The 21,706-nt window shown below is 44.2% G+C and carries 18 protein-coding genes; 10 read left to right on the top strand and 8 right to left on the bottom strand.

What is annotated here, in order from left to right; genetic code table 11:
* The first annotated feature begins 179 nt into the window (after window positions 1-179).
* The gene (locus KHN79_RS05630; protein ID WP_182008087.1) at window positions 180-1,391 is read left to right on the top strand and encodes a putative manganese transporter; all 1,212 of its coding nucleotides are present in this window, start codon (window positions 180-182) and stop codon (window positions 1,389-1,391) included.
* Between the two features lie 72 nt (window positions 1,392-1,463).
* On the opposite strand, the gene torA is transcribed toward KHN79_RS05630, so the two are convergent.
* Genes torA through torE form a run of 3 tightly spaced genes read right to left on the bottom strand, consistent with a single transcriptional unit; the run spans window position 1,464 to window position 5,366 of the window.
* Complete coding sequence (gene torA / locus KHN79_RS05625; RefSeq protein ID WP_182008088.1) at window positions 1,464-3,926, bottom strand: trimethylamine-N-oxide reductase TorA; 2,463 nt, start codon at window positions 3,924-3,926, stop codon at window positions 1,464-1,466.
* Window positions 3,927-3,951: 25 nt separating this feature from the next.
* A complete protein-coding gene (gene torC / locus KHN79_RS05620; protein ID WP_182008089.1) occupies window positions 3,952-5,136 on the bottom strand; it encodes a pentaheme c-type cytochrome TorC in 1,185 nt (394 codons plus the stop codon).
* Between the two features lie 50 nt (window positions 5,137-5,186).
* Entirely contained in the window at window positions 5,187-5,366 is a 180-nt protein-coding gene (gene torE, locus KHN79_RS05615) for a trimethylamine N-oxide reductase system protein TorE (RefSeq protein ID WP_182008090.1), read from the bottom strand.
* 438 nt (window positions 5,367-5,804) lie between these two features.
* On the opposite strand from torE, the gene KHN79_RS05610 reads away from it, so the two are divergent.
* Together KHN79_RS05610 and KHN79_RS05605 are read left to right on the top strand one after the other, a co-directional pair.
* Complete coding sequence (locus KHN79_RS05610) at window positions 5,805-6,608, top strand: ABC transporter permease (RefSeq protein ID WP_182008091.1); 804 nt, start codon at window positions 5,805-5,807, stop codon at window positions 6,606-6,608.
* Window positions 6,609-6,824: 216 nt separating this feature from the next.
* The gene (locus KHN79_RS05605) at window positions 6,825-6,962 is read left to right on the top strand and encodes a hypothetical protein (protein ID WP_182008092.1); all 138 of its coding nucleotides are present in this window, start codon (window positions 6,825-6,827) and stop codon (window positions 6,960-6,962) included.
* Between the two features lie 80 nt (window positions 6,963-7,042).
* Here KHN79_RS05605 and focA read toward each other — a convergent pair whose 3' ends face one another.
* On the bottom strand, window positions 7,043-7,903 hold the full coding sequence (focA, locus tag KHN79_RS05600) for a formate transporter FocA (RefSeq protein ID WP_182008093.1): 861 nt from the start codon (window positions 7,901-7,903) through the stop codon (window positions 7,043-7,045).
* Window positions 7,904-8,208: 305 nt separating this feature from the next.
* On the opposite strand from focA, the gene KHN79_RS05595 reads away from it, so the two are divergent.
* From KHN79_RS05595 to KHN79_RS05585, 3 genes are all read left to right on the top strand, one after another.
* On the top strand, window positions 8,209-8,445 hold the full coding sequence (locus tag KHN79_RS05595; protein WP_182008094.1) for a TIGR02647 family protein: 237 nt from the start codon (window positions 8,209-8,211) through the stop codon (window positions 8,443-8,445).
* Window positions 8,446-8,672: 227 nt separating this feature from the next.
* On the top strand, window positions 8,673-9,500 hold the full coding sequence (locus KHN79_RS05590) for an NAD(P)H-binding protein (RefSeq protein ID WP_182008095.1): 828 nt from the start codon (window positions 8,673-8,675) through the stop codon (window positions 9,498-9,500).
* Window positions 9,497-10,135 carry a YdcF family protein gene (locus tag KHN79_RS05585; protein ID WP_182008096.1) on the top strand — a complete coding sequence of 213 codons (639 nt, stop codon included), beginning with the start codon at window positions 9,497-9,499 and terminating at the stop codon, window positions 10,133-10,135. The genes KHN79_RS05590 and KHN79_RS05585 overlap by 4 nt, the downstream gene beginning before the upstream one ends.
* A gap of 95 nt (window positions 10,136-10,230) precedes the next feature.
* Here the strand turns inward: KHN79_RS05585 and ribA are convergent, their stop codons facing one another.
* The 3 genes from ribA to gyrA all read right to left on the bottom strand — a co-directional run bounded on the left by ribA (window position 10,231) and on the right by gyrA (window position 14,664).
* Window positions 10,231-10,827 carry a GTP cyclohydrolase II gene (gene ribA / locus KHN79_RS05580; RefSeq protein ID WP_182008294.1) on the bottom strand — a complete coding sequence of 199 codons (597 nt, stop codon included), beginning with the start codon at window positions 10,825-10,827 and terminating at the stop codon, window positions 10,231-10,233.
* Window positions 10,828-11,095: 268 nt separating this feature from the next.
* Complete coding sequence (locus KHN79_RS05575) at window positions 11,096-11,272, bottom strand: hypothetical protein (protein WP_182008097.1); 177 nt, start codon at window positions 11,270-11,272, stop codon at window positions 11,096-11,098.
* Window positions 11,273-12,018: 746 nt separating this feature from the next.
* Complete coding sequence (gene gyrA, locus KHN79_RS05570; protein ID WP_182008098.1) at window positions 12,019-14,664, bottom strand: DNA gyrase subunit A; 2,646 nt, start codon at window positions 14,662-14,664, stop codon at window positions 12,019-12,021.
* 309 nt (window positions 14,665-14,973) lie between these two features.
* Here gyrA and ubiG point away from each other — a divergent pair, with 309 nt between their 5' ends.
* The 4 genes from ubiG to KHN79_RS05550 all read left to right on the top strand — a co-directional run bounded on the left by ubiG (window position 14,974) and on the right by KHN79_RS05550 (window position 19,956).
* Window positions 14,974-15,681, top strand: a complete 708-nt coding sequence (ubiG, locus tag KHN79_RS05565; RefSeq protein ID WP_182008099.1) for a bifunctional 2-polyprenyl-6-hydroxyphenol methylase/3-demethylubiquinol 3-O-methyltransferase UbiG — start codon at window positions 14,974-14,976, stop codon at window positions 15,679-15,681.
* A gap of 489 nt (window positions 15,682-16,170) precedes the next feature.
* Window positions 16,171-18,453 (top strand): class 1a ribonucleoside-diphosphate reductase subunit alpha, encoded by a 2,283-nt coding sequence (gene nrdA / locus KHN79_RS05560; protein WP_182008100.1) that lies wholly within the window; start codon window positions 16,171-16,173, stop codon window positions 18,451-18,453.
* A 91-nt stretch (window positions 18,454-18,544) separates the two neighbouring features.
* Window positions 18,545-19,678 carry a class Ia ribonucleoside-diphosphate reductase subunit beta gene (nrdB, locus tag KHN79_RS05555; protein ID WP_182008101.1) on the top strand — a complete coding sequence of 378 codons (1,134 nt, stop codon included), beginning with the start codon at window positions 18,545-18,547 and terminating at the stop codon, window positions 19,676-19,678.
* Window positions 19,678-19,956: a 2Fe-2S iron-sulfur cluster-binding protein gene (locus tag KHN79_RS05550; RefSeq protein WP_182008102.1), complete on the top strand. Its 279-nt coding sequence runs from the start codon at window positions 19,678-19,680 to the stop codon at window positions 19,954-19,956. The genes nrdB and KHN79_RS05550 overlap by 1 nt, the downstream gene beginning before the upstream one ends.
* A gap of 247 nt (window positions 19,957-20,203) precedes the next feature.
* On the opposite strand, the gene KHN79_RS05545 is transcribed toward KHN79_RS05550, so the two are convergent.
* Complete coding sequence (locus KHN79_RS05545) at window positions 20,204-21,436, bottom strand: CinA family nicotinamide mononucleotide deamidase-related protein (protein WP_182008103.1); 1,233 nt, start codon at window positions 21,434-21,436, stop codon at window positions 20,204-20,206.
* Between the last annotated feature and the right edge of the window lie 270 nt (window positions 21,437-21,706).

The following is a 21,706-nucleotide window of genomic DNA, read 5'->3' as shown; positions in this document are numbered from 1 at the left end:
CAAGTCAATTTTATACGCTTCCGAAAATAGCACCCTGTGCTGAGGAAGCCGTTTGCTCACAAAGGCCCGTACTTTACCTGATTTAAGGTAATTTGACACGTAGAAAAGTTTTTATCAATATTACGAATTATTCGCATTTGCATATAATGAAAATATAACTATCGAATTCAGAGCCAATTATGAATGCAACCAAGCTGTATAACTCGGCCTACCAGTTACTGCAACCAACGCAGTTTCGCTTAGCCTATAAGCGACTATTGTTACCAATGGCTCTTCTTGCTTTGTTAGTAAACGAGTACACCAGGGATATCACCGTCACAACGCTTTCAGACTCTTTCTGGGCTGTGTCCTGTTACGTCGCAGCTACACTAGCTCTTTACCATTACTTATCAAATTTCATGTCAGACTCGAACCGTTTGACTGTGCTCTACCATACCTCCCGCAACCACCAAGTCTTCTTCTCAGCACTTCTTGGCGCACTTCCCGGGTGTGGTGGCGCTATTGTAGTCACCACTCAGTTCATTAGCGGACGGGTAGGCTTTGGCGCAGTAGTTGCCGTGCTTACCTCAACTATGGGTGACGCAGCTTTCCTTTTACTTGCTGCACAACCGACAACAGGCATTGGCGTAATCGTACTGGGTGTTGTTGTCGGCACACTATCTGGTTGGGTGGTGAACTCATTTCACGAGGATGATTTCCTTCGCCCTCAGAGAAAGGAAAAAACAGAGACACCGCAGTGCAGCAATATTCAAAGTGATATCACACCAACGGAACAACGTGCTATCAACCTGCAAGGGATGTTCTGGAAATGGCTGCTTGTTCCTGTAACAACCGTTGCCGTGCTAGGCTCATTCCAGGTGAATACCAATCAGATTCTGGGGCTGAAAGAGAACAGCATAGAATGGTTGGGTGCAATCTTGGCTGTGGTTAGTATGCTCTTATGGGCGATGACCAAAGAACTTGGTGATTATAAATCTACAGTATCAGAAGATGATAAGAGTATTAATTCTCACCCGATACAAAAGGCAGCGCAAGACACGAACTTTGTCAGTGCCTGGGTGATCATAGCTTTCCTGGTATTTGAACTCACTACGTACTTCTCCGGGCTGGATCTGGAAACGGCTTTCTCCGGTTGGGGAGTATGGATGCCGCTTGTCGGCCTGACGGTTGGAATGCTGCCGGGTTGCGGCCCTCAAATCTTAGTAACAAGCCTTTACATTTCCGGCGCTGCACCATTATCAGCGCAACTGTCCAATGCAATATCGAATGACGGTGATGCCCTGTTTCCCGCTATCGCTATGGCACCGAAAGCGGCACTAGTCGCGTCGATATATTCAGCAATCCCGGCGTTGATAGTAGGCTACAGTTACTTCTTCTTATTTGAGGTTTAGAGGTCGCATAATATTCAGCCAGATAAAAAAGAGCCGCAATTGCGGCTCTCAGATTAACGCTCGTGTCGCTAATTAAGCAACTTCGATTGGACCACCGAACGAAGTCACTGGAGGCACTGTTCCTGTGAACTTCTCAAAATCGACAATACAAGTATTCGCAGAAGTAGCCTGAGCAAGCTCAGAGGAACCGATATCCTGCGTTAATGTGTTCGGGTCTCCGTAAGTACAGATGGCACCTTCTTTTTCATTTAGAGGGCCGTACCATGCACCTTCTTCGATACGAATAACACCGAGCGGGTAGCTGTCAGTGACAACAGCACCAGCCAAAAGCTGACCACGGTCGTTAAACACACGGACCAAATCACCATCTTTAATGCCTTTAGCCTTGGCATCTACCGGGTTGATGTAAACAGGTTCACGTCCCTGTACCGCATAGGTTGCGCGGAACTCTTCAGATTCACACATCTGAGAGTGCAGACGTTTATCCGGGTGACAGGACTGTAACCAGAACGGGAACTTATCTGACCCCGGGCCACCGTGAGAACGCTCTGATTTTTCGAACCACATCGGGTGCTCCTGGCAGTGCTCGTAGCCATAGCGGCCTATTTTACGGGAAGTAATCTCGATAAAACCGGAAGGCGTGCCTAGTGGGTTAAGTTCAGGGTCTTTACGGAAATCCGCATGACGAACCCAAGGCTTACCTTCGCCAAAGTCCAGTACGCTCGTCTCCCAGAACTCATTGAACTCCGGCATTTCGAACTTACCTTCATTGGATTTCTTACAATCATTGTAGAGGCTTTCGATCCACTCCATCTCACTCATACCGCGAGTGTATTCTTCACGACGGCCAAAACGCTGAGTCAGTTCACTCATGATCTGGAAATCAGGTTTAGACTGGAACAATGGATCCACCAGACGGTGCATAGCCACTAAACCACGGCTTGAGTATGAGCCATAAACGTCGATATCGTTACGCTCCCACTGCGTACAAGCTGGCAGTACGATATCAGAGAAACGACATGTTGCAGTCCAGGCAAATTCAATCGTCACTACCGTTTGTAACTTTTTGAAGGCCTTTTTCATGCGGTTGCGATCCTGGTGATGGTGCCAAGGGTTACAACCCGAGATAACCATCATTTTGAAATCTGGCAACTTCACTTTGCCGCCGTTGTAATTGATCTCTTTACCCGGCTCAAGAATAGCGTCAATCCAACGCGCAACCGGAATAGTGCGGCTGTAACCGTTGAAATCGTTATTGTCCCACTTCGGCTTCATGCCTTGGTCAAGGTTACGCGGGAAACCACCAGGGCCGGCGAAACCTGTAGACGGAACACCGATACTTGAGTAATGGTGACCATAAGAGATACCACCACCAGGCAGACCGATCTGCCCTACCATTGCAGCGACTACTGCGGCTGCCCAGTATGGTTGCTCACCGTGCTCCTGACGCTGAATACACCACCCCATCAGGATTTGTGTACGACCGTTAACCAACATACGTGCGAATTCGCGAATCTTATCCGCTTGTACGCCACAGATAGATGCTGCCCATTCAGGTGTCTTTTCCGTCTTATCTTTAGTCTGTCCCTGAACGTATTGAATGAACTCTTCAAAGCCCAGACAGTATGTCTCGATGAACTTCTTATCGTATAAATCTTCGTTGTACAGCACGTGTGCAACAGCCAGCATGAACGCTACGTCTGTCATCGGGTTGATGTACAGATGGTCGTTGTCAAGATAACGCTGCGTCTTGTTCTTAACAGGGTCCACAGAAAGAACGTTGATCTCACCTTTCGCGACTTTCTCTTTTAACTGTTCAAGATACTTAAAAGATTCGTGCGTTTCGCAATTCCAGCCCACCTGAAGGTTTTTCACTGGATCGTTCGCCCACAGAACAATGTTATCTGAGTTATCTAAAATTTCAGACCAGGACGTACCTTGTGCATAAACTTCTGTCGAACCTAGCACGTAAGGCATGATGGTTTGACCAGCACCGGTTGAGTAGTCACCAACTTTAGTGATGTAGTTACCATGCATGCCGACAGCACGCTGCATATGTGCCGTACAGTTGTTGAAGGAACCGGTTTGGTTCCAGCCAGTCTGACCCGCGTGCAATGCCCACGGACCGTAGTCTTTCTGAACACGCTCTAGCTCGCGGTAGAACAGGTCCAGAGCTTCGTCCCACGTGACGCGGATAAAACGGTTATTGCCGCGTGTATCCGCACTGTATTTGTGTTTTTTCAGCCAGTCCAGACGAACCATTGGGTAACGAACACGTGACGGGCTGTAAATAATGCCCTTAATGCCGTTGAGCATTTCTGTCGGATTCTTATCCAGTTCTAATGGCTTGATTTCCTGAACCTTACCCGCGTATATGTGAGCGCGAAATGCGCCCCAGTGGGAACCCGTAACTTTCCAGGTACCTGTGGATTCCGCCGCTTTTGCAGTTGCTGACGCCAATAAGCTTGGACCGATAACCGACGCCGCACTTGTCGTCGCGACGCCTTTAAGAAAACTTCTTCGTGTAATAGCCATTTAAAATTCTCCAATCCGACGCTTATTAGTGATGACCTTCAGCATAATCTGAAGAGTGCTTCTGTAGATATTTCAGGATCAGTGCTTCGCTGTCCGTGTCCAGGTTAACGAACGCAAGCATGCCGTCGAACATACCTGGCCAGGTGTTCGCATCAAAATGCGCTTCAGCAGGTTGTGTGTGACACACCGAACAGTTGGTTTTATACGCTTCGCGAGATTTTTCCCATACAGGGTTAATGTCGTTCAACGCCGACTCTTTCTTAAGCCAAGCTTTCGCTGTCACTTTTTCCCATGGAAGGCCGGTCAGCTCATCAACGCGCTTTTCGCCCGCAGTCACAACGTTGCTGTCGGTTGAGGCTTCTTTTAACAGTGAAGCAGTTGCGATGTTCTTACCGAAATCTTCCTGGATTACACGGCCAAAGCCTTTTGCTTTACGCCAGCCATCGATTTCGATTTCAACATAATCGCCCTTTTCTTCGATCACTTTTACTGTCGATGCCGGATTCAGAAGCCCCGCTTCCTTAATACCTTGTGCATCGAAGTAAATCGGAAGATGGCGAACGCTCACTAACTGCTGACCCACAGCGTAGTTAGTGTTTGATGTCATTTGCTCAAGATCACCAACAATACCGCCGATACTATCCATACCTGCTGGCAGGTTGTGTGCGATACCTTTATGACAGTCCACACAGCTTTGATCTTTCTCTGCCGCTTGCTTCATTTGGATGCGAGCGGTCGGCGACATCTGCTCAAAATCCATCGAGTCATAGTTGTGGCAGTTTTTACACTCAAGAGATTTGTTCGCAGAGAAGCGATCCCATTCATGCTTGGCTAACTCAATGCGGCGCTCTTCAAACACACCTTCTTCATCGTAGTTGCCAAACACTTGTGCAAATACTTCTTTAGATGCCTGCATCTTACGCGCAATTTTGTCTGTCCAGTTATGTGGCACATGGCAATCAGGACAAGTCGCACGAACACCTGAGTGGTTTTTCCAGTGAACTGTATCTTGTAGTTCAACGTACACATTGTCGCGCATGGTGTGACAACTGATACAAAACTCTTCTGTGTTGGTTGCTTCTAATGCGGTATTGAAGCCGCCCCAGAATATAACGCCGGCAATAAAGCCACCCATAGTCAGCACGCCTAAGCTGATATGGACAGCAGGGCGTGTCATCGTACGCCACAGTTTAATGATTAGTGATTTCATTATTTGCTCTCTTAAAATCTTTTCAAAAGTGTGGTTATGAGCTCAGTGGCTTACATGCCGTGTCCACCAGGAGGCCCAAAGAAGAAAACTTGCAACATCCATACGATGAATCCGTAGCCACCTACAAAAGCCACACTCAGGATTGGAAAGAGAACAACTGCAATGAAGAAAAAAGACTTCCACTCCAGCGAACGCTTTTCACCACATTCGATCTTATTAACATCTCTCATACATTTGCCTACTTTGTATTTAGTGTTATTGAAAACTCGGGATACCAAGATTAAATTTTTTACAATCTACAATGGAAAATGTTAAGCGATGCGAATAGTGTAATTCAATCAAATAACGCCCCACACCCCTTGTTATTCAACACTTTTTTGAGTTCAACCAGAGATGTGTTGGATTGATATTATTTATTTAAAAAGATGAACAGATATGAAAAAATAAGTCTTTTGAATTAATGTTAAATGATCAACAAAATATCTACATAAATAACATTGATACGCGAACTAACATGGCAAAAAATCGCGTTCATATCGAATAAAAATTAATTTATGTAAACAAATTGTTCAGAACTAATTTATAAAAGGACGTAAATCTTCCAATCAAAATCACCACAAAAATGAGTACTAATGAATGTGGCTGAGGAGGAAGTTTAAGGAGAAATGATGGACAGCGTAGTAGACATGAGCTGGATAAAACTGGCGATGTTTAGTTTAGTTTTACTCATCCCTTTCGCGATAAATAAACGCTACAAACTAGGTATTGCGCAAGACGTTGTGATAAGTGTTCTCCGGATGACGCTGCAGCTTATCCTTATCGGTATTTATCTGGAGTACCTTTTCCACCTCAATAGTCTACTCGTCAATATACTATGGCTGATGGTCATGCTTGTAGTTGGGGCAAGTACAATTGCAGATAAGGCCCGGCTTCCCAGAAGACCTTTGATGCTTCCGCTATTGGTCGGGCTAATATGTGGACTGTTTCCGCTTCTGTTTGCAATGATAGCGGGTCTGGTTCGTCCGACTCCGCTATATAGTGCCCAGTATATGATTCCTCTGGCCGGAATGCTGTTAGGTAATAGCTTAAGCAGCAATATTATCGCACTGCAAAATCTCTTTACCGCCTTTGAAGAACGAAAGACAGAGTATGAAGCAGCGATCTCTCTCGGAGCTTCTCCTAAATACGCGTCATTACCTTTTGTTCAAGAAGCACTAAGGAAGTCTATGGCACCGACGTTAGCGTCAATGACAGCCACAGGCCTTGTTACCCTTCCGGGCATGATGACGGGACAGATTCTTGGTGGTGCAAGCCCAATGGTCGCAATTAAGTATCAGCTTGTGATCATGCTGGCGATTTTCGTCATGTTAAGTGTTTCGGTCACCATTACACTAGAAATGACATTAAGCTGTGTACAAACCAAAGAAGGAAGAATTAGGGTAAAAATCGATCAGAAAAGTCCTACAAACTAAACTCATAAGCAATTAATTTTACTAATTTTTCAGATACACACCACCTTTAAGACAGGTTATCCACAGAAAATGTGGATAAACAGGGCAAAAGCATACGCAACTATAAACATAAGACCCTTTCTGAAGTTATCTCCAACTTACGATGATCATAATTTGATCACCGCGCTGTCATGATCTAATTTTATATTTCAGGGAGTTAAAAAAGGAGCGATTAACATGGAAGTATTAATGTTCTCTGAAAAATACGATGAGTTGTTGTCTGACACGCCACTTGAGTGGCTGGTCCAAGTTCCAAACGAAGTAACATCCCACTGGGTGCCCGCGGAGTTCGGAATCAATGAAGAATTGATATAAAGTATAAAGGTCAGCAATCAGCAAAAAGGCGTGCTTATTAAGCCCGCCTTTCATTACTCTTAATCTGATACCTGTAGCGTCTATCTCAGGTGCTTGTGTTCATCACGCAAATAGATCATCCAATACCACATACCAACAAACACACCACCACCAATAATATTCCCCAACGTTACCGGAATAAGGTTTTTGACGATAAAACGAGTCATGTTTAGATCCGCATAGTTCGCAATATCAGCTCCGGTCATTTGCCAGAAGGCCTCTGGAGCGAAGAACTTTATACCTATCGCCATAGGTACCTGGAACATGTTCGCGATGCAGTGTTCAAAACCAGCCGACACAAACATCGCTACCGGTAAAATCATTACCACTATTTTATCCGTTAACGTACGCCCGCTGAATGTCATCCAAACCGCGATACAAACTAAAACATTACACATAATACCAAGCGCCACAGCCTGAAAGAAGCCATGGTGCAGCTTGTGCTGAGAAATCGCCATTGCATTAAGACCGACCTGTCCGCCATCAAACATATACTGCTTGCTCATAAGCATTAAGCCCACCAGCATAATCGCACCGGCCATATTACCGAAGTAAACCACAAACCAGTTTTTAACTAAGGTCTTCCAGGAGATCTTGCCACTGGCGCGCGCGACAAGGGTTAACACTGAACTGGTGAAGAGTTCGCCTCCCGTTACCACGACCAGAATCAGGCCGAGACTGAATGCGAGACCACCAATTAAGCGAGTCATCCCCCAAGGTAAGTCCCCAGCTCCTGTCGTTACAGTGGTATAGAAAACGAAAGCAATACCAATATGCAGCCCTGCCGACATTGCCAGCAGAAAGGATTTTGTAGGCGCTTTAGTCGCTTTGCCTACACCAACTTCAGCCGCTCGTTCAGCAGCTTGTGGGGGTAATAATGAGTCGAACTGGTTGAAATTCATAATCGCGTAATATTTAGTTACATTTAAGAAGATGGGGATAATCCACCTATCACCTTACTTTTTCAAGGAATTTTCAAAACGTTCACTAAAAATAATCTTATCGAGACGACCAACCCTCTTGCTCAGTTTCAAAAATAGCAGCGAATTTAATCTGTCATTGATATTTAACAAAGATATTATCTTTCGAATGAAAATCCCGCGTCCTATCAGCCTGATAGCTATACAGTTAACACTTCTTATGGTTTTGTGTTGCTCATCTTGCCTTTTAAGTCTAGCTTGGATAAAAAAGCGCAAAGGAATTATTTATGAAATATTCAGCTGAACACATGGCCGAACTGAATCTACTTCTTCAATTCGATTTAAGCAGTGCAGCTACTGGCATTAAAGTTCACAAAGATGCCTCAGAAGAAGCACAAGCTGCTGTCGCTCGCCTCTATGCGAAGAAGCTCTGCACGCAACCTGATGGCGGCTATCTGACGGATGAGGGTATCGAAGTCGCTGAACATGCAGATAAAATCTTACGCGTTCTTGCCACCAATTGATTGACTGACTCTAAAATGCCACCTGTCTTGGTGGCATTCCCATCTCTCCTTATTAGGTTTACACTTAATCTAATATACCCAAATGACTTCAAACATCTGTAACTTGGCTTTCCCAATCAGTTCCCTAAGCCGTGCATCTGATACGCAGGACTAATAAGATATCTATTAGCTCATGTGACGCTAATACTCTTGTTTGAGCACCCGAAACTAATTTAGGAAGAGACTAAATGGCAAACATATTGATCGTTGGTGCAGGATGGCTGGGTACTCCACTAGCCCAGTCTTTAGTTAATGAAGGGAATAATGTTGTTGTTACTCGCCGAAGCCAGGAAAAGCTGGATGAATTACCACCTGAATTAGCTGAGGCTGAATTGCTCGATCTAGGCCAGGCAAACGCAGAGATAAAACTGCCTGAGTTAATCCAGCGCTACAAAATAGAACGTATTGTCGGTGCTTTTCCTCCGGGCTTCCGTAAAGGAGGAGGTGAAGAGTATGCGCAACAGTGGGCAACTTTGGTCAACATCGCAAAGCAGCATAATATCGAAAAGTTAGTGATGATCAGTTCCACAACAGTCTACCCTAACCTGCCATCTGAAATGAGAGAGGAATCAGCTTCCTTATCGCTGGCAAGACGTCATGCTGATTTTTCTGAGAACGCGCAAATCATGCTGGAGGCGGAACAGTCCGTAATAGACTCTGGTATCACCTACGCCATCTTACGTTGCAGCGGATTGATTGGCCCTGACCGGAACCCGGCACGATTTGCAGCGAGACTGAAACAGATTAGCCGTAAAGCACCTGCGAATATGCTCCATCAGAATGATGCTGTAGCTGCCGTAAGGTTTTCGTTGGATAATCTTGATAATCAAACCGTCAACGTGACAACACCAAAGACTGTCAGTAAAGCTGAGTTCTACCAAGCTGCAATAATGAAGAGCGGCAGCGATATTGCTCTGCCTCCGATTACCGATGACGCAGATAAACGTATTGTGGCAGACAAGCTGCTTGCCCTAGGCTACAAGTTCCAATTCAACTCAACACTGGACGCGCTATGAAGCTATACCAACACATAGAAACGTTGTGGGATTTCATGCAACTCAAACATGAACTAAAGCCCGCAGACTGCTTATTTGTCATGTGCAGCAATGATGTCCGCGTGGCAGAGCACGCAGCACAGCTTTACCATCAAAAACTCGCTCCGTTTATCGTATTTTCAGGTGGCGAAGGCCGCTTTACCGATGGTTTATTTGACAAAAGTGAGGCTGAAACATTTGCTGATATTGCCCGCGCATCTGGCGTCCCGAGCGATGCAATTTTGTTGGAAACACAATCAACAAACAGCGGAGAAAATGTTCGCTTCACCGAAAAATTGCTCAAAGAAAAAGGGGTACAGTGTGACTCCTTTATCCTAGTACAAAAGCCATTTATGGAACGCCGTGCCATTGCTACCTTCGAAAAGCAGTGGCAAGCGCCCTATTCACTCCTGCAAGTGAGCTCAACCGCTCACCCATTCTTCGAATACATCAATGAAGATATGACGCTGATGATGGTTCTGGAAGCACTTTTAGAAGATTATTCTCGGGTCAAAGACTACCCAGAGAAAGGATTCCAGACCGAACAAGTAATACCGGAACATGTCGAGTCGTCTTATCAAGTACTACTGGCAAAATTCGGATGTAACTTGGTTTAATACAACTAGGTCACTTAAAACGTAAAAACACCCTCAAGCGCGAAGTTTGAGGGTGTTTTTTTACGTATAGTTAAGTTAGAAAGCTACCTGAAGAACTAAACCTTAAGATTGTGCTTTCCGTGCGAAACTTTTGCTTTTAGGTAACTTTCATTACCGTCTTTGATATGAGCTGAGGTATTAACCACTTCCACAATTTCGATTCCGTATTCCGATAATTCGCGAATCTTTTTCGGATTGTTGGTCACCAGACGAATCTTGTTAACACCCAGAGCTTGCAGCATTTGAGCCGCTTCTGTGAAATCACGCAGGTCGTCATCAAAGCCAAGATGATTATTGGCTTCGTAAGTGTTCATGCCCTGGCTTTGTAACTGATACGCATCAATCTTATTGTAAAGACCAATACCACGACCTTCCTGGCGCAAATACAGTATAATACCGCCACTTGCTCCCATACGTTGTATCGTTTCCTCTAACTGTTCACCACAGTCACAACGAGAAGAGTGAAAAACATCGCCTGTAAGACACTCAGAATGCATACGCACCAAGGGCGTATCTTGTGTCTGATCCGCTTGATTAAAGATGACTGCTACATGCTCTTTATCTGTCTTCAGGCCACGGAAAGACAGAATTTCAGCATCAATGTCACTCTTGGCGCCGACTTTAAAATCTACTCTGGCACGTACTTCCGCCATATCTATACTCACTCGATTTAATTCTTGATGCGTTTTTATTATTACATTCATGGGATACACCCATTGCTTATCAACTATGGGGATTGATACCACATTTTTCAATGTTCAGATCACTGATGGTAAATCATTTACTGAAACCAGTAGCTAAAGTATCAACCCAGTTCTACGCGATTGGAGTGTTATAATATAACATTTCTGTAAAACTACAATAAAAAACCCCAGACAATTTTTGCCTGGGGTCAATGAATGCTGACGTCTAAAACAGGAGTTAGTGTGTCTGGCGACGCTTCCAGACTGCAAATTCTATCCATACTGCTTCGAGCTCCCGAATTTCCTCGTCGGTTAAAACCGCGAGAGTCGAAGTGACTTGTGGCAACTTAGGTGCCTGCAATGCACGAATACGCGCATGAAAATCCTTTCTTAACTGCGATATAACTACATCCACTCGTATACCCACTTAGCTCTTTTATTACTTATCCAGTTCAAATACTTTGATTTGCTATATTCTGGGGCCTGCATAAATTATTTGGAAATAATAACATTCTGTTTGTTATATGCACAGTTTATTGCAAATTATGGAATTATAATCACATTAACAATGTAATATTAACTTGATCTAAATAGAGATCAATTTCCAGAAAAAGATCTTAATAGAATTATGTTGAGAATCAGATATGACTAACTAAATGATTTCGCTGTGCTTAGCTGATGTCTAGCCAAGCCTCATTAACAAAGTCTTAGAAGTTTGAGAGTAGGATGGCCATAGCCCCGAGTTTATACATAAGATAATAAACTAGCCTTCGGTCTTATTATATAAGCTAATTCTTAATTAGCTGGCATATTAACTTGTTATCCTCAGCCAATAGCGAAATAAATAATACTAAACTGCGTACGCTTATATTCTGTTATTTAATTCCGTACGTATACACCTTAAATGCAACTAATTTCATTTGTGTATTTATACCAATCGTAGTAAATAACTGGTCATTCTAGCTGGTTAAATCACTCGATAACTTCGTTGCAATTTTTGATTGTAGAATAGCTACTTATCGAAAAATGTCGCCTTGTTCTCAAGCGTTTTTCCTGCGCTATTTCTGATCACTTATTTACTGTGATTGGTATTATTTACTCCGATACAAAAAAGCCGAGCATTACGCTCGGCTTTTAGATTTAAGTTTTAAAAACTGAAAGTTATTCTTCAGTATCTTCTGCCGAATCATCCTCGGCAGGCGCTTCAGGAGCTTGTTGTTCAGCATTCGCTTCAACTGCTTCAGTTGCTTCCGCTTCTTCGCCTTCTGGCAATTCTACTTCTTCAACTTCGTCGATACGCTGAAGACCAACAACTGATTCATCTTCTGCAGTACGGATCAGTGTAACACCTTGGGTATTACGGCCAACCTGACTAACTTCAGCTACACGTGTACGTACAAGAGTACCAGCGTCAGTGATCATCATCATCTCATCACCTTCTTCTACCTGTACTGCACCAACTACCGGGCCGTTACGCTCAGAAACTTTGATAGACACAACGCCCTGAGTTGCACGCCCTTTAGTTGGGTATTCAGCAAGCTCAGTACGCTTACCATAACCATTTTGTGTAACAGTTAGGATATCGCCTTCGTTAGCAGGAACAATCAGCGATACTACTTGATCGTCGTCTGCCAGCTTCATACCACGTACACCAGCGGCTGTACGTCCCATTGCACGTACTTTGTCTTCACTAAAGCGAACTACTTTACCCGCTTTAGAGAAAAGCATGATGTCGCTATCACCATTGGTGATATCTACACCGATCAATGAGTCATCGTCACGCAGGTTTACTGCGATTAGACCGTTGGCACGCACATTTGCAAACTGATCCAGAGAAGTCTTCTTAACGGTACCGTCGCCAGTTGCCATGAAGATAAACTTATCAGCTGAGAACTCATCGACAGGAAGAATTGCAGTTATACGCTCACCTTCTTCCAATGGCAGGATGTTGACGATCGGCTTACCACGAGCAGTGCGGCTCGCTAACGGAAGTTGGTACACTTTAAGACGGTATGTCTTGCCGCGAGTAGAGAAACATAGAATGTTGTCGTGAGTATTCGCCACTAGAAGACGCTCAATGTAGTCTTCATCTTTCATTCGGGTTGCACTCTTACCTTTACCACCACGGCGCTGAGCTTCGTAATCGCTTAGGACTTGGTACTTAACGTAACCTTCGTGTGACAGAGTCACAACGACGTCTTCACGAGCGATCAGCTCTTCCATGTCAATGTCATGGCTAGCTGCAGTAATTTCAGTACGACGAGCATCGCCGAAGCTGTCACGAACGATTTCTAGCTCTTCACGAATCACTTCCATCAAACGCTCAGTGCTTGCAAGAATGTGCATTAACTCAGCGATTTCTTCCAGAAGCTCTTTGTATTCACCAAGAATCTTCTCGTGTTCAAGACCTGTCAATCTGTGCAGGCGCAGATCCAGAATAGCTTGTGCTTGTTGCTCAGTCAGGAAGTACTGACCGTCACGGATACCGTATTGTGGCTCAAGCCACTCTGGGCGAGCAGCATCAGTACCAGCACGCTCTAACATCGCAGCTACGTTGCCAAGATCCCAACCACGAGCGATAAGACCTACTTTTGCTTCCGCTGGCGTAGGCGCTTTACGGATTAGGTCAATGATTTCATCAATGTTAGCAAGTGCTAGCGCTAAGCCTTCAAGGATGTGCGCACGTTCACGAGCTTTACGAAGTTCGAAAATAGTACGACGAGTAACGACTTCACGACGGTGATCCACAAAGCATTTCAACATATCTTTCAGGTTGAATAGCTGTGGCTGACCATTGTTCAGCGCTACCATGTTGATACCGAAAGTCGTTTGCAGCTGAGTCTGGGCGTAAAGGTTATTCAGAACCACTTCGCCTACAGCATCACGCTTACATTCAATAACGATACGCATACCATCTTTATCAGATTCGTCACGTAGCGCACTGATGCCTTCTACTTTCTTATCCTTGACCAGCTCTGCAATCTTCTCGATCAGACGAGCTTTGTTCACCTGGTAAGGGATCTCGGTAACGACGATAGTCTCTTTACCGCTCTTCTCAGTTTCGATTTCCGCTTTAGAACGCATGTAGATCTTGCCGCGACCTGTTTTGTACGCATCTACAATGCCTTTACGGCCACTAATTAATGCAGCAGTTGGGAAATCCGGACCTGGGATGTAGTCCATGAGTTCATCAATAGTGATTTCTTCATTATTGATGTATGCAAGACAGCCATCAATCACTTCGCCAAGGTTGTGTGGCGGGATGTTGGTTGCCATACCTACCGCGATACCAGAGGCACCGTTTACCAGAAGGTTTGGAATTTTTGTTGGAAGAACCGCTGGAATTTGCTCGGTACCATCATAGTTTGGTACGTAATCTACGGTTTCTTTATCCAGGTCTGCCAAAAGTTCGTGGGCAATTTTTGCCATACGTACTTCGGTGTAACGCATTGCCGCAGCAGAGTCACCATCGATTGAGCCAAAGTTACCTTGACCATCGACCAGCATATAACGAAGTGAGAACGGCTGAGCCATACGTACGATTGTGTCGTACACAGCACTATCACCATGTGGGTGGTATTTACCGATTACGTCGCCGACAACACGGGCTGATTTTTTATATGGTTTGTTCCAATCGTTGCCTAGTACGTTCATCGCGAATAAAACGCGGCGGTGTACTGGTTTTAGGCCATCACGCACATCTGGAAGAGCACGACCCACGATTACTGACATCGCGTAGTCTAGATATGAACCTCGAAGCTCATCTTCAATGTTTACGGGCGTGATCTCTTTAGCTAACTCGCTCATAGAGCCATTATCCCTCTATTTTCTGATCGTAATTACGATACGTTTAAGGTGGCAAAATATAACACACATTTGTTCACTTCGGCATCCCTTTCCCTCTCCTTTTATCAGGTTGTGAGCTTTGTAGAGAATCAAATGTCGAGAATTTGCACACTCATCTTATATCTTTATGAAAAGTGGTTATATTTCGGCCAATGTTAATCAAAATGCGGATGCCGACCAGAAAAGATAGATTATTCGGTTAACCCTATTAAAACGTTAGAGTATACTGACGCTCCTTAAACGACTCAGATTCAATGCAGTACAACCATTATGACTAAAGCACAAAACGTTGATCCAAGTGAAATTAAGAAATTCGAGGACATGGCTTCTCGTTGGTGGGATTTAGAAGGTGAGTTTAAACCCCTTCATCAAATTAACCCGCTTCGTTTGAATTATGTGCTTGAAAAAGCGAATGGCTTGTTTGGTAAACATGTACTCGATGTCGGTTGTGGTGGTGGCATTCTCGCAGAGAGCATGGCAAAAGAAGGCGCAATTGTAACGGGTCTTGATATGGGCAAAGAGCCGCTGGAAGTAGCCCGGTTACATGCACTAGAAACAGGCACCAAGCTCACCTACATCCAAAGCACTATTGAAGACCACGCGTCAGAAAAGGCAGGAACTTACGACGTAGTAACGTGTATGGAGATGCTGGAACATGTTCCTGATCCGCTTTCTGTTATTCAGTCTTGTGCAGCATTAGTAAAGCCAGGCGGCCACGTTTTCTTTTCAACGTTGAACCGAAACGTTAAGTCATACTTATTTGCTATCGTTGGCGCAGAGAAACTACTTAAGATTGTGCCTGAAGGTACACACGACCATGAGAAATTCATCAAACCTGCGGAAATGATGAAAATGATCGACCAAACCGATCTTACAGAGTTAGGTATTACCGGTCTGCACTACAATCCGCTTAATGACACTTATAAACTTGGCCGTAATGTAGACGTCAACTACATTGTCCACACGACAAAATACTAGCTGCTTGGACGTTACAACCTAGTACGGCAGCCGATAAAAACGTCAGGAAAACCAACCAAAGCGGTAGCACAAAGCTACCGCTTTTTCATATAAGACACCTGATGCAGATGACAAATTAGCCGACCTATTTTTCAAAGATAAAAATGGTCAAAGATCAAGAAAAATATTTTTTAGCTCGGTTATTTATAAACCAATATGAAAACTGCACTTTTAACCATTCAAGTCAGCTCTTTTCTCATCGGTTAGTGTTCACTTACTGAAATTAATTATTTTGTTAGTTATCCACAAGTCATCCCAAACATGTGCCTTGAACAATCTGACTAATAGCACTATCTTGTAACCCGCAAACAATTGAACCCCTATATATTGTGTTTACACTACAATATATAGATAGACTCCGATCACAAAGCCACCGCAAAATTTACGAGTTTTGCATATAAATAGACAAAAACACGGCTTTAATCAGTTTTTTTTGGGAAATAAAGCAGAATGAACCAACAACTTACCGTCACCAAGCGTGATGGCCGTAAAGAAATCATCGACCTGGACAAGATCCACCGCGTTATCACATGGGCAGCAGAAGGCCTGCATAACGTTTCTGTCTCTCAGGTAGAACTACGCGCTCACATTCAGTTTTACGATGGCATCACAACGTCAGATATCCATGAAACTATCATCAAATCTGCGGCCGATCTTATCTCTGAAGAGACACCTGATTACCAATACCTGGCCGCTCGTCTAGCCGTATTCCATCTACGTAAAAAAGCTTATGGTCAGTATGAGCCACCTAAGCTGTACGATCACGTATCTAAACTTATTGATATGGGCAAGTACGACAAACACATCGTAGAAGACTACACAAAGTCAGAGCTGGACGAACTTGATTCGTACATTGACCACAAACGTGACCTTAACTTCTCGTATGCTGCAGTAAAACAGCTAGAAGGTAAGTACTTTGTGCAGAACCGTGTTTCTGGCCAAATTTATGAGAGTGCGCAGTTCCTGTACATCCTAGTGGCAGCATGTCTATTCGCTAAGTATCCGAAAGATACGCGTCTTGATTACATCAAACGTTTCTATGATGCGACGTCTACATTTAAGATTTCTCTGCCTACGCCAATCATGTCTGGCGTACGTACGCCTACCCGTCAGTTCAGTTCATGTGTACTGATTGAGTGTGGCGATAGCCTGGATTCTATTAACGCAACAGCAAGTTCAATTGTTCGTTACGTCTCTCAACGCGCTGGTATCGGTATCAACGCGGGTCGCATTCGTGCTCTGGGTTCGGAAATTCGTGGCGGTGAGGCATTCCACACTGGCTGTATTCCTTTCTACAAATACTTCCAGACTGCTGTGAAATGCTGTTCACAAGGTGGTGTTCGTGGTGGTGCAGCAACTGTGTTCTACCCGATGTGGCACGGTGAAGCACGTTCACTAATGGTGCTTAAGAATAACCGCGGTGTTGAAGAAAACCGTGTTCGTCATATGGATTACGGCGTTCAGTTGAACAAACTGATGTACCAACGTTTGGTTGAAGGTGGCAACATTACGCTGTTCTCTCCGTCAGATGTACCTGGGCTATACGACGCGTTCTTCGAAAACCAAGACGAATTTGAGCGTCTATACGTTAAATACGAGAACGATCCTTCTGTTAAGAAGGAAACCGTTAAAGCAATCGAAATGTTCACTCTGCTGATGCAAGAGCGTGCTTCTACCGGCCGTATCTACATCCAAAACGTGGATCACTGTAACACTCACAGCCCGTTCGATTCTGAAGTTGCTCCGGTTCGTCAGTCTAACCTGTGTCTGGAAATCGCACTTCCGACCAAGCCACTGACTAACGTTGAAGATGACTCAGGTGAAATTGCACTGTGTACGCTTTCTGCATTTAACCTTGGTGCAATTAAGTCTCTAGATGATTTCGAAGAGCTATCAGATCTGGTTGTTCGTGCTCTTGATGCGCTATTGGATTACCAAGATTACCCACTGCCAGCAGCCTACAAGTCAACGATGAACCGTCGTACTCTAGGTGTTGGTGTAATTAACTTTGCTTACTACCTAGCGAAGAATGGCGTTAAATACTCTGATGGCAGTGCAAACGGCCTAACTCACCGTACGTTCGAAGCTATGCAATACCACCTATTGAAAGCATCGGTAGCGCTAGCGAAAGAACAAGGTAAGTGTCCGCTATTCAATGAGACCAACTACGCCAAAGGTTTGCTGCCAATCGATACTTACAAGAAAGATATCGACCTGATTTGTGACGAAGCGCTGCACTACGACTGGGACAGCCTACGTAAAGAAATCATGGAACACGGCCTACGTAACTCAACACTGACTGCGCTAATGCCTTCTGAGACTTCTTCTCAGATCTCTAACGCGACAAACGGTATTGAGCCGCCACGTGGTTACGTTTCAGTGAAAGCGTCAAAAGACGGCATCCTGAAGCAAGTTGTGCCAGAATTTACTGAGCTTAAAGATAACTACGAGCTACTGTGGAACATCGGCTCTAACGATGGCTACCTACACCTGGTTGGTATCATGCAGAAGTTCGTAGATCAGGCTATCTCGGCTAACACAAACTACGACCCATCACGCTACGAGACGGGTAAGGTTCCTATGAAGAAACTTCTTCAAGACCTGCTCACTGCGTACAAGTTTGGTGTGAAGACGCTTTACTACCACAACACTCGTGACGGCGCGAAGGATGATCAGAAAGACGCTGTTCAGCCTGAAGAAGAAGATTGCGCAGGCGGCGGTTGTAAGATTTAATCTTCCGTTCCAGACAATACGCAATAACTGAACTAGTAAAGAATATCGAAAACCTCCCCAACGCGGGAGGTTTAAAAGGAATTGAGGCATCATGGCTTACAGTACTTTTAACCAGAATAAAAACGACCAGCTAAAGGAACCGATGTTCCTGGGTCAATCAGTAAACGTGGCTCGCTACGACCAGCAAAAATTCGAAATCTTCGAAAAGCTGATCGAAAAGCAGCTTTCTTTCTTCTGGCGTCCGGAAGAAGTAGACGTATCTAGCGACCGTATCGACTACAACAAACTGCCAGATCACGAGAAACACATCTTCATCTCTAACCTGAAGTACCAAACACTTCTGGATTCAATCCAAGGCCGTAGCCCTAACGTCGCGCTACTACCTCTTGTTTCTTTGCCTGAGCTTGAAACCTGGATTGAAACCTGGTCTTTCTCTGAAACGATTCACTCTCGTTCGTACACGCACATTATTCGTAATATCGTAAATGATCCAAGCGTAGTATTTGACGACATCGTTGAGAACGAACACATTCTTAAGCGTGCCAAAGACATCGCTCACTACTACGATGATTTGATTCAAGCGACCAATGACTACCACCGCTATGGTGAAGGCGAACACGTTCTTAATGGCGAAACAGTTAAGATTAGCCTGTACGAGCTTAAGAAGAAGTTGTACGTCTGTCTGATGTCAGTGAACGCTCTCGAAGCGATTCGTTTCTACGTCAGTTTTGCATGTTCATTTGCTTTCGCAGAGCGTGAGCTGATGGAAGGTAACGCGAAAATCATCAAACTGATCGCACGTGATGAAGCCCTTCACCTGAACGGTACTCAGCACATGATCAACCTGCTACGCAACGGGCAGGATGATTTTACGTTCATGCAGATTGCAGAAGAAGCAAAACAAGAATGTTTTGACCTATTCAAAGAAGCAGCAGAGCAAGAAAAAGAGTGGGCAGAGTACCTGTTCAAAGACGGTTCAATGATCGGTCTGAACAAAGACATTCTGAGCCAGTATGTTGAGTACATCACGAACATTCGTATGCAGGCAGTTGGTCTGCCAGCGGCATACCCTAATGCAACAAGCAACCCAATTCCTTGGATTAATGCTTGGTTGTCTTCAGATAATGTTCAGGTTGCTCCTCAGGAAGCTGAAATTTCATCTTACTTAGTTGGTCAGATTGACAATGAAGTAAGCGCAGATGACTTTGAAGGATTTGAACTGTAATGCCGTCCATAAAAATCAACAAACTCGTCAGCATTGAATCCAACGCTTCAAATACGATTTTGGAGACCATGGAACAGGCAGGCCTGCTACCTGAATATAACTGTCGTGACGGCCACTGCGGTGCATGTCGTTGCAAGTTAGAATCCGGTGAGGTTGAGTATGTTGGTTTTAAAATGGCTTATACAGAAGGTGATGAAATTTTGCCTTGTATCTGTAAAGCAAAATCCAGCGTTTCACTCAGCGACGTTAACTACACAATGAAAGAAAAGCGTGCATAACTCAGCTTATACCAATCTGGATAAGTAAATGGTCAATTTATTGCGAAGAGAAAATCACTTAGAGCAAGGCATAGATTGAAGTAACTAGTTATTCTAATTGCAAAATCTATAACGCGGCTGTCAGTGATTTTAACTAGCAAGAATGAGCAGATACTTGTGTAGATTGGTATTAAACAGCACAATTAAAAAGCCAAGGTTAGTGAATAGCCTTGGCTTTTGTTTATTTGGAGAGTTTAGATTCGATGAGTTAAAGCGATCTTGCCGGAATATGCATGTCTTTAACTTTTTCTAAGAAAGCATAATGGGCAAACATCGGCTTGCGCTCCAGGTAACGGCGCAGCAAATCGAGTGCAGCAGTGCCGATGATTTTCACTTCATCACTGCGTTGATATTTTCTGGCTAACTTATACAGTGCGCCCCACTCTCCCGTGGGCGTAGAAAGTGCAACAGAAAATACCCCTTCATCTATTTTACCTGTGACCAGCGATAAGTGAGTTCCGCACTTATCACGAGTCGCCCCCGCAAGCGCAAACGTTGCTGCTAATGCATCACCATCATCTTGAATCGCGTTGTTCTTATCTGACAAAACCCAACCGTGACCAAGCTGATTTCGCGCGTTTTCATCACTATTCAGCCAGTAATTCAGATACCCGGCACTACTCTTTTCTGATATTGCTACCGTTAAGTTTTTTTCTGTAAGAAGCTGACCGATATGCTCAACCATCGGAACATCAACACTCACTGTGTTAGATTCTAAATGCTTGTTAATCAACTGCATTAACTTTAAACGCTGCTCTAATTGATCGTTCGGTCCAAACAGTTTTACTTCAATAAACGGCAGATAAGAGCGATAACCAAGTTCGTACCCCTTCGGTAGCTTAATTGGATCCAACTTGTCTGAGATACCCGATTCAGAAAGGCCAAATGTGTATATGCGGCTGCATGAGGAACCTTGAACCTGCGGGAAAGAACGCTTTAAATCGAGCAGAATTTGAGTTTCTGCCATCAGTTTGAATTCACTCGGTACTCCAGGTGTAAAATAGAAAACCGCATCATTGATCTTCATCTTAAAACCACAAGCGGTACCAATCGGGTTATCTAATATCTCTGCAGTTTCAGGCAACATCGCCTGCTTTAAGTTACTGTCTGGCATTGGAATTCCACGTCGAGCATAGATGCTTTCCAAATGCTCCAGCCACTCTTTAAACAGTACCAATTTACACTCAGCCGCTTTTGCAGCCGCTGCGGCACTCATATCATCAGTTGTCGGCCCTAAGCCTCCATTGACAATAACGACGTCATTGTTGAAGCTCAGCATTAGAAACTCTTCAACCAGGCTGGACAGCTTATCTCCAACGGTTGAGCGTTTTGTCAGGCCAAATCCTTGTTGATAAAACAGGCTGGATAACCAAGCCGCATTTGTATCAACTATATCACCGTGAAGGACTTCTTCTCCGGTACTAAGCATTGCTATTTTCACAACTGACTCCTAAATACGAACACAATTCTATTTTTTGTAAGCTGTGCTCACTTACCTTTCTTATTTATCTAACAAACTAACATGTTTATGCCCGCACTCAAATTCCGCTATATTTTTGGTTCCGCGAGAATGACTTGGCTTGCAGACACAGTAACTTACAGTCATTTAGCTATATCTGTGTATAGGTTTAACCACATGACATTTGCTTATTCGAGGGAGCCTAAGTTAACATACTCAACAAAGCTCTTATCCATCTTCCACTTAGTCATT

The sequence above is a fragment of the Vibrio sp. B1FLJ16 genome (genome assembly GCF_905175385.1).
GTDB lineage: Bacteria > Pseudomonadota > Gammaproteobacteria > Enterobacterales > Vibrionaceae > Vibrio.
The sequence above is the reverse complement of the archived record's forward strand: the minus strand, read 5'-3'. Positions and strand labels throughout refer to the sequence as shown.

What these genes read in the sequence shown, in the direction of transcription:
- KHN79_RS05630 (WP_182008087.1), top strand. Translation starts at nt 180, where the DNA reads ATGAATGCAACCAAGCTGTATAACTCGGCCTACCAGTTACTGCAACCA.
- torA (WP_182008088.1), bottom strand. Translation starts at nt 3,926, where the DNA reads ATGGCTATTACACGAAGAAGTTTTCTTAAAGGCGTCGCGACGACAAGT.
- torC (WP_182008089.1), bottom strand. Translation starts at nt 5,136, where the DNA reads ATGAAATCACTAATCATTAAACTGTGGCGTACGATGACACGCCCTGCT.
- torE (WP_182008090.1), bottom strand. Translation starts at nt 5,366, where the DNA reads ATGAGAGATGTTAATAAGATCGAATGTGGTGAAAAGCGTTCGCTGGAG.
- KHN79_RS05610 (WP_182008091.1), top strand. Translation starts at nt 5,805, where the DNA reads ATGGACAGCGTAGTAGACATGAGCTGGATAAAACTGGCGATGTTTAGT.
- KHN79_RS05605 (WP_182008092.1), top strand. Translation starts at nt 6,825, where the DNA reads ATGGAAGTATTAATGTTCTCTGAAAAATACGATGAGTTGTTGTCTGAC.
- focA (WP_182008093.1), bottom strand. Translation starts at nt 7,903, where the DNA reads ATGAATTTCAACCAGTTCGACTCATTATTACCCCCACAAGCTGCTGAA.
- KHN79_RS05595 (WP_182008094.1), top strand. Translation starts at nt 8,209, where the DNA reads ATGAAATATTCAGCTGAACACATGGCCGAACTGAATCTACTTCTTCAA.
- KHN79_RS05590 (WP_182008095.1), top strand. Translation starts at nt 8,673, where the DNA reads ATGGCAAACATATTGATCGTTGGTGCAGGATGGCTGGGTACTCCACTA.
- KHN79_RS05585 (WP_182008096.1), top strand. Translation starts at nt 9,497, where the DNA reads ATGAAGCTATACCAACACATAGAAACGTTGTGGGATTTCATGCAACTC.
- ribA (WP_182008294.1), bottom strand. Translation starts at nt 10,827, where the DNA reads ATGGCGGAAGTACGTGCCAGAGTAGATTTTAAAGTCGGCGCCAAGAGT.
- gyrA (WP_182008098.1), bottom strand. Translation starts at nt 14,664, where the DNA reads ATGAGCGAGTTAGCTAAAGAGATCACGCCCGTAAACATTGAAGATGAG.
- ubiG (WP_182008099.1), top strand. Translation starts at nt 14,974, where the DNA reads ATGACTAAAGCACAAAACGTTGATCCAAGTGAAATTAAGAAATTCGAG.
- nrdA (WP_182008100.1), top strand. Translation starts at nt 16,171, where the DNA reads ATGAACCAACAACTTACCGTCACCAAGCGTGATGGCCGTAAAGAAATC.
- nrdB (WP_182008101.1), top strand. Translation starts at nt 18,545, where the DNA reads ATGGCTTACAGTACTTTTAACCAGAATAAAAACGACCAGCTAAAGGAA.
- KHN79_RS05550 (WP_182008102.1), top strand. Translation starts at nt 19,678, where the DNA reads ATGCCGTCCATAAAAATCAACAAACTCGTCAGCATTGAATCCAACGCT.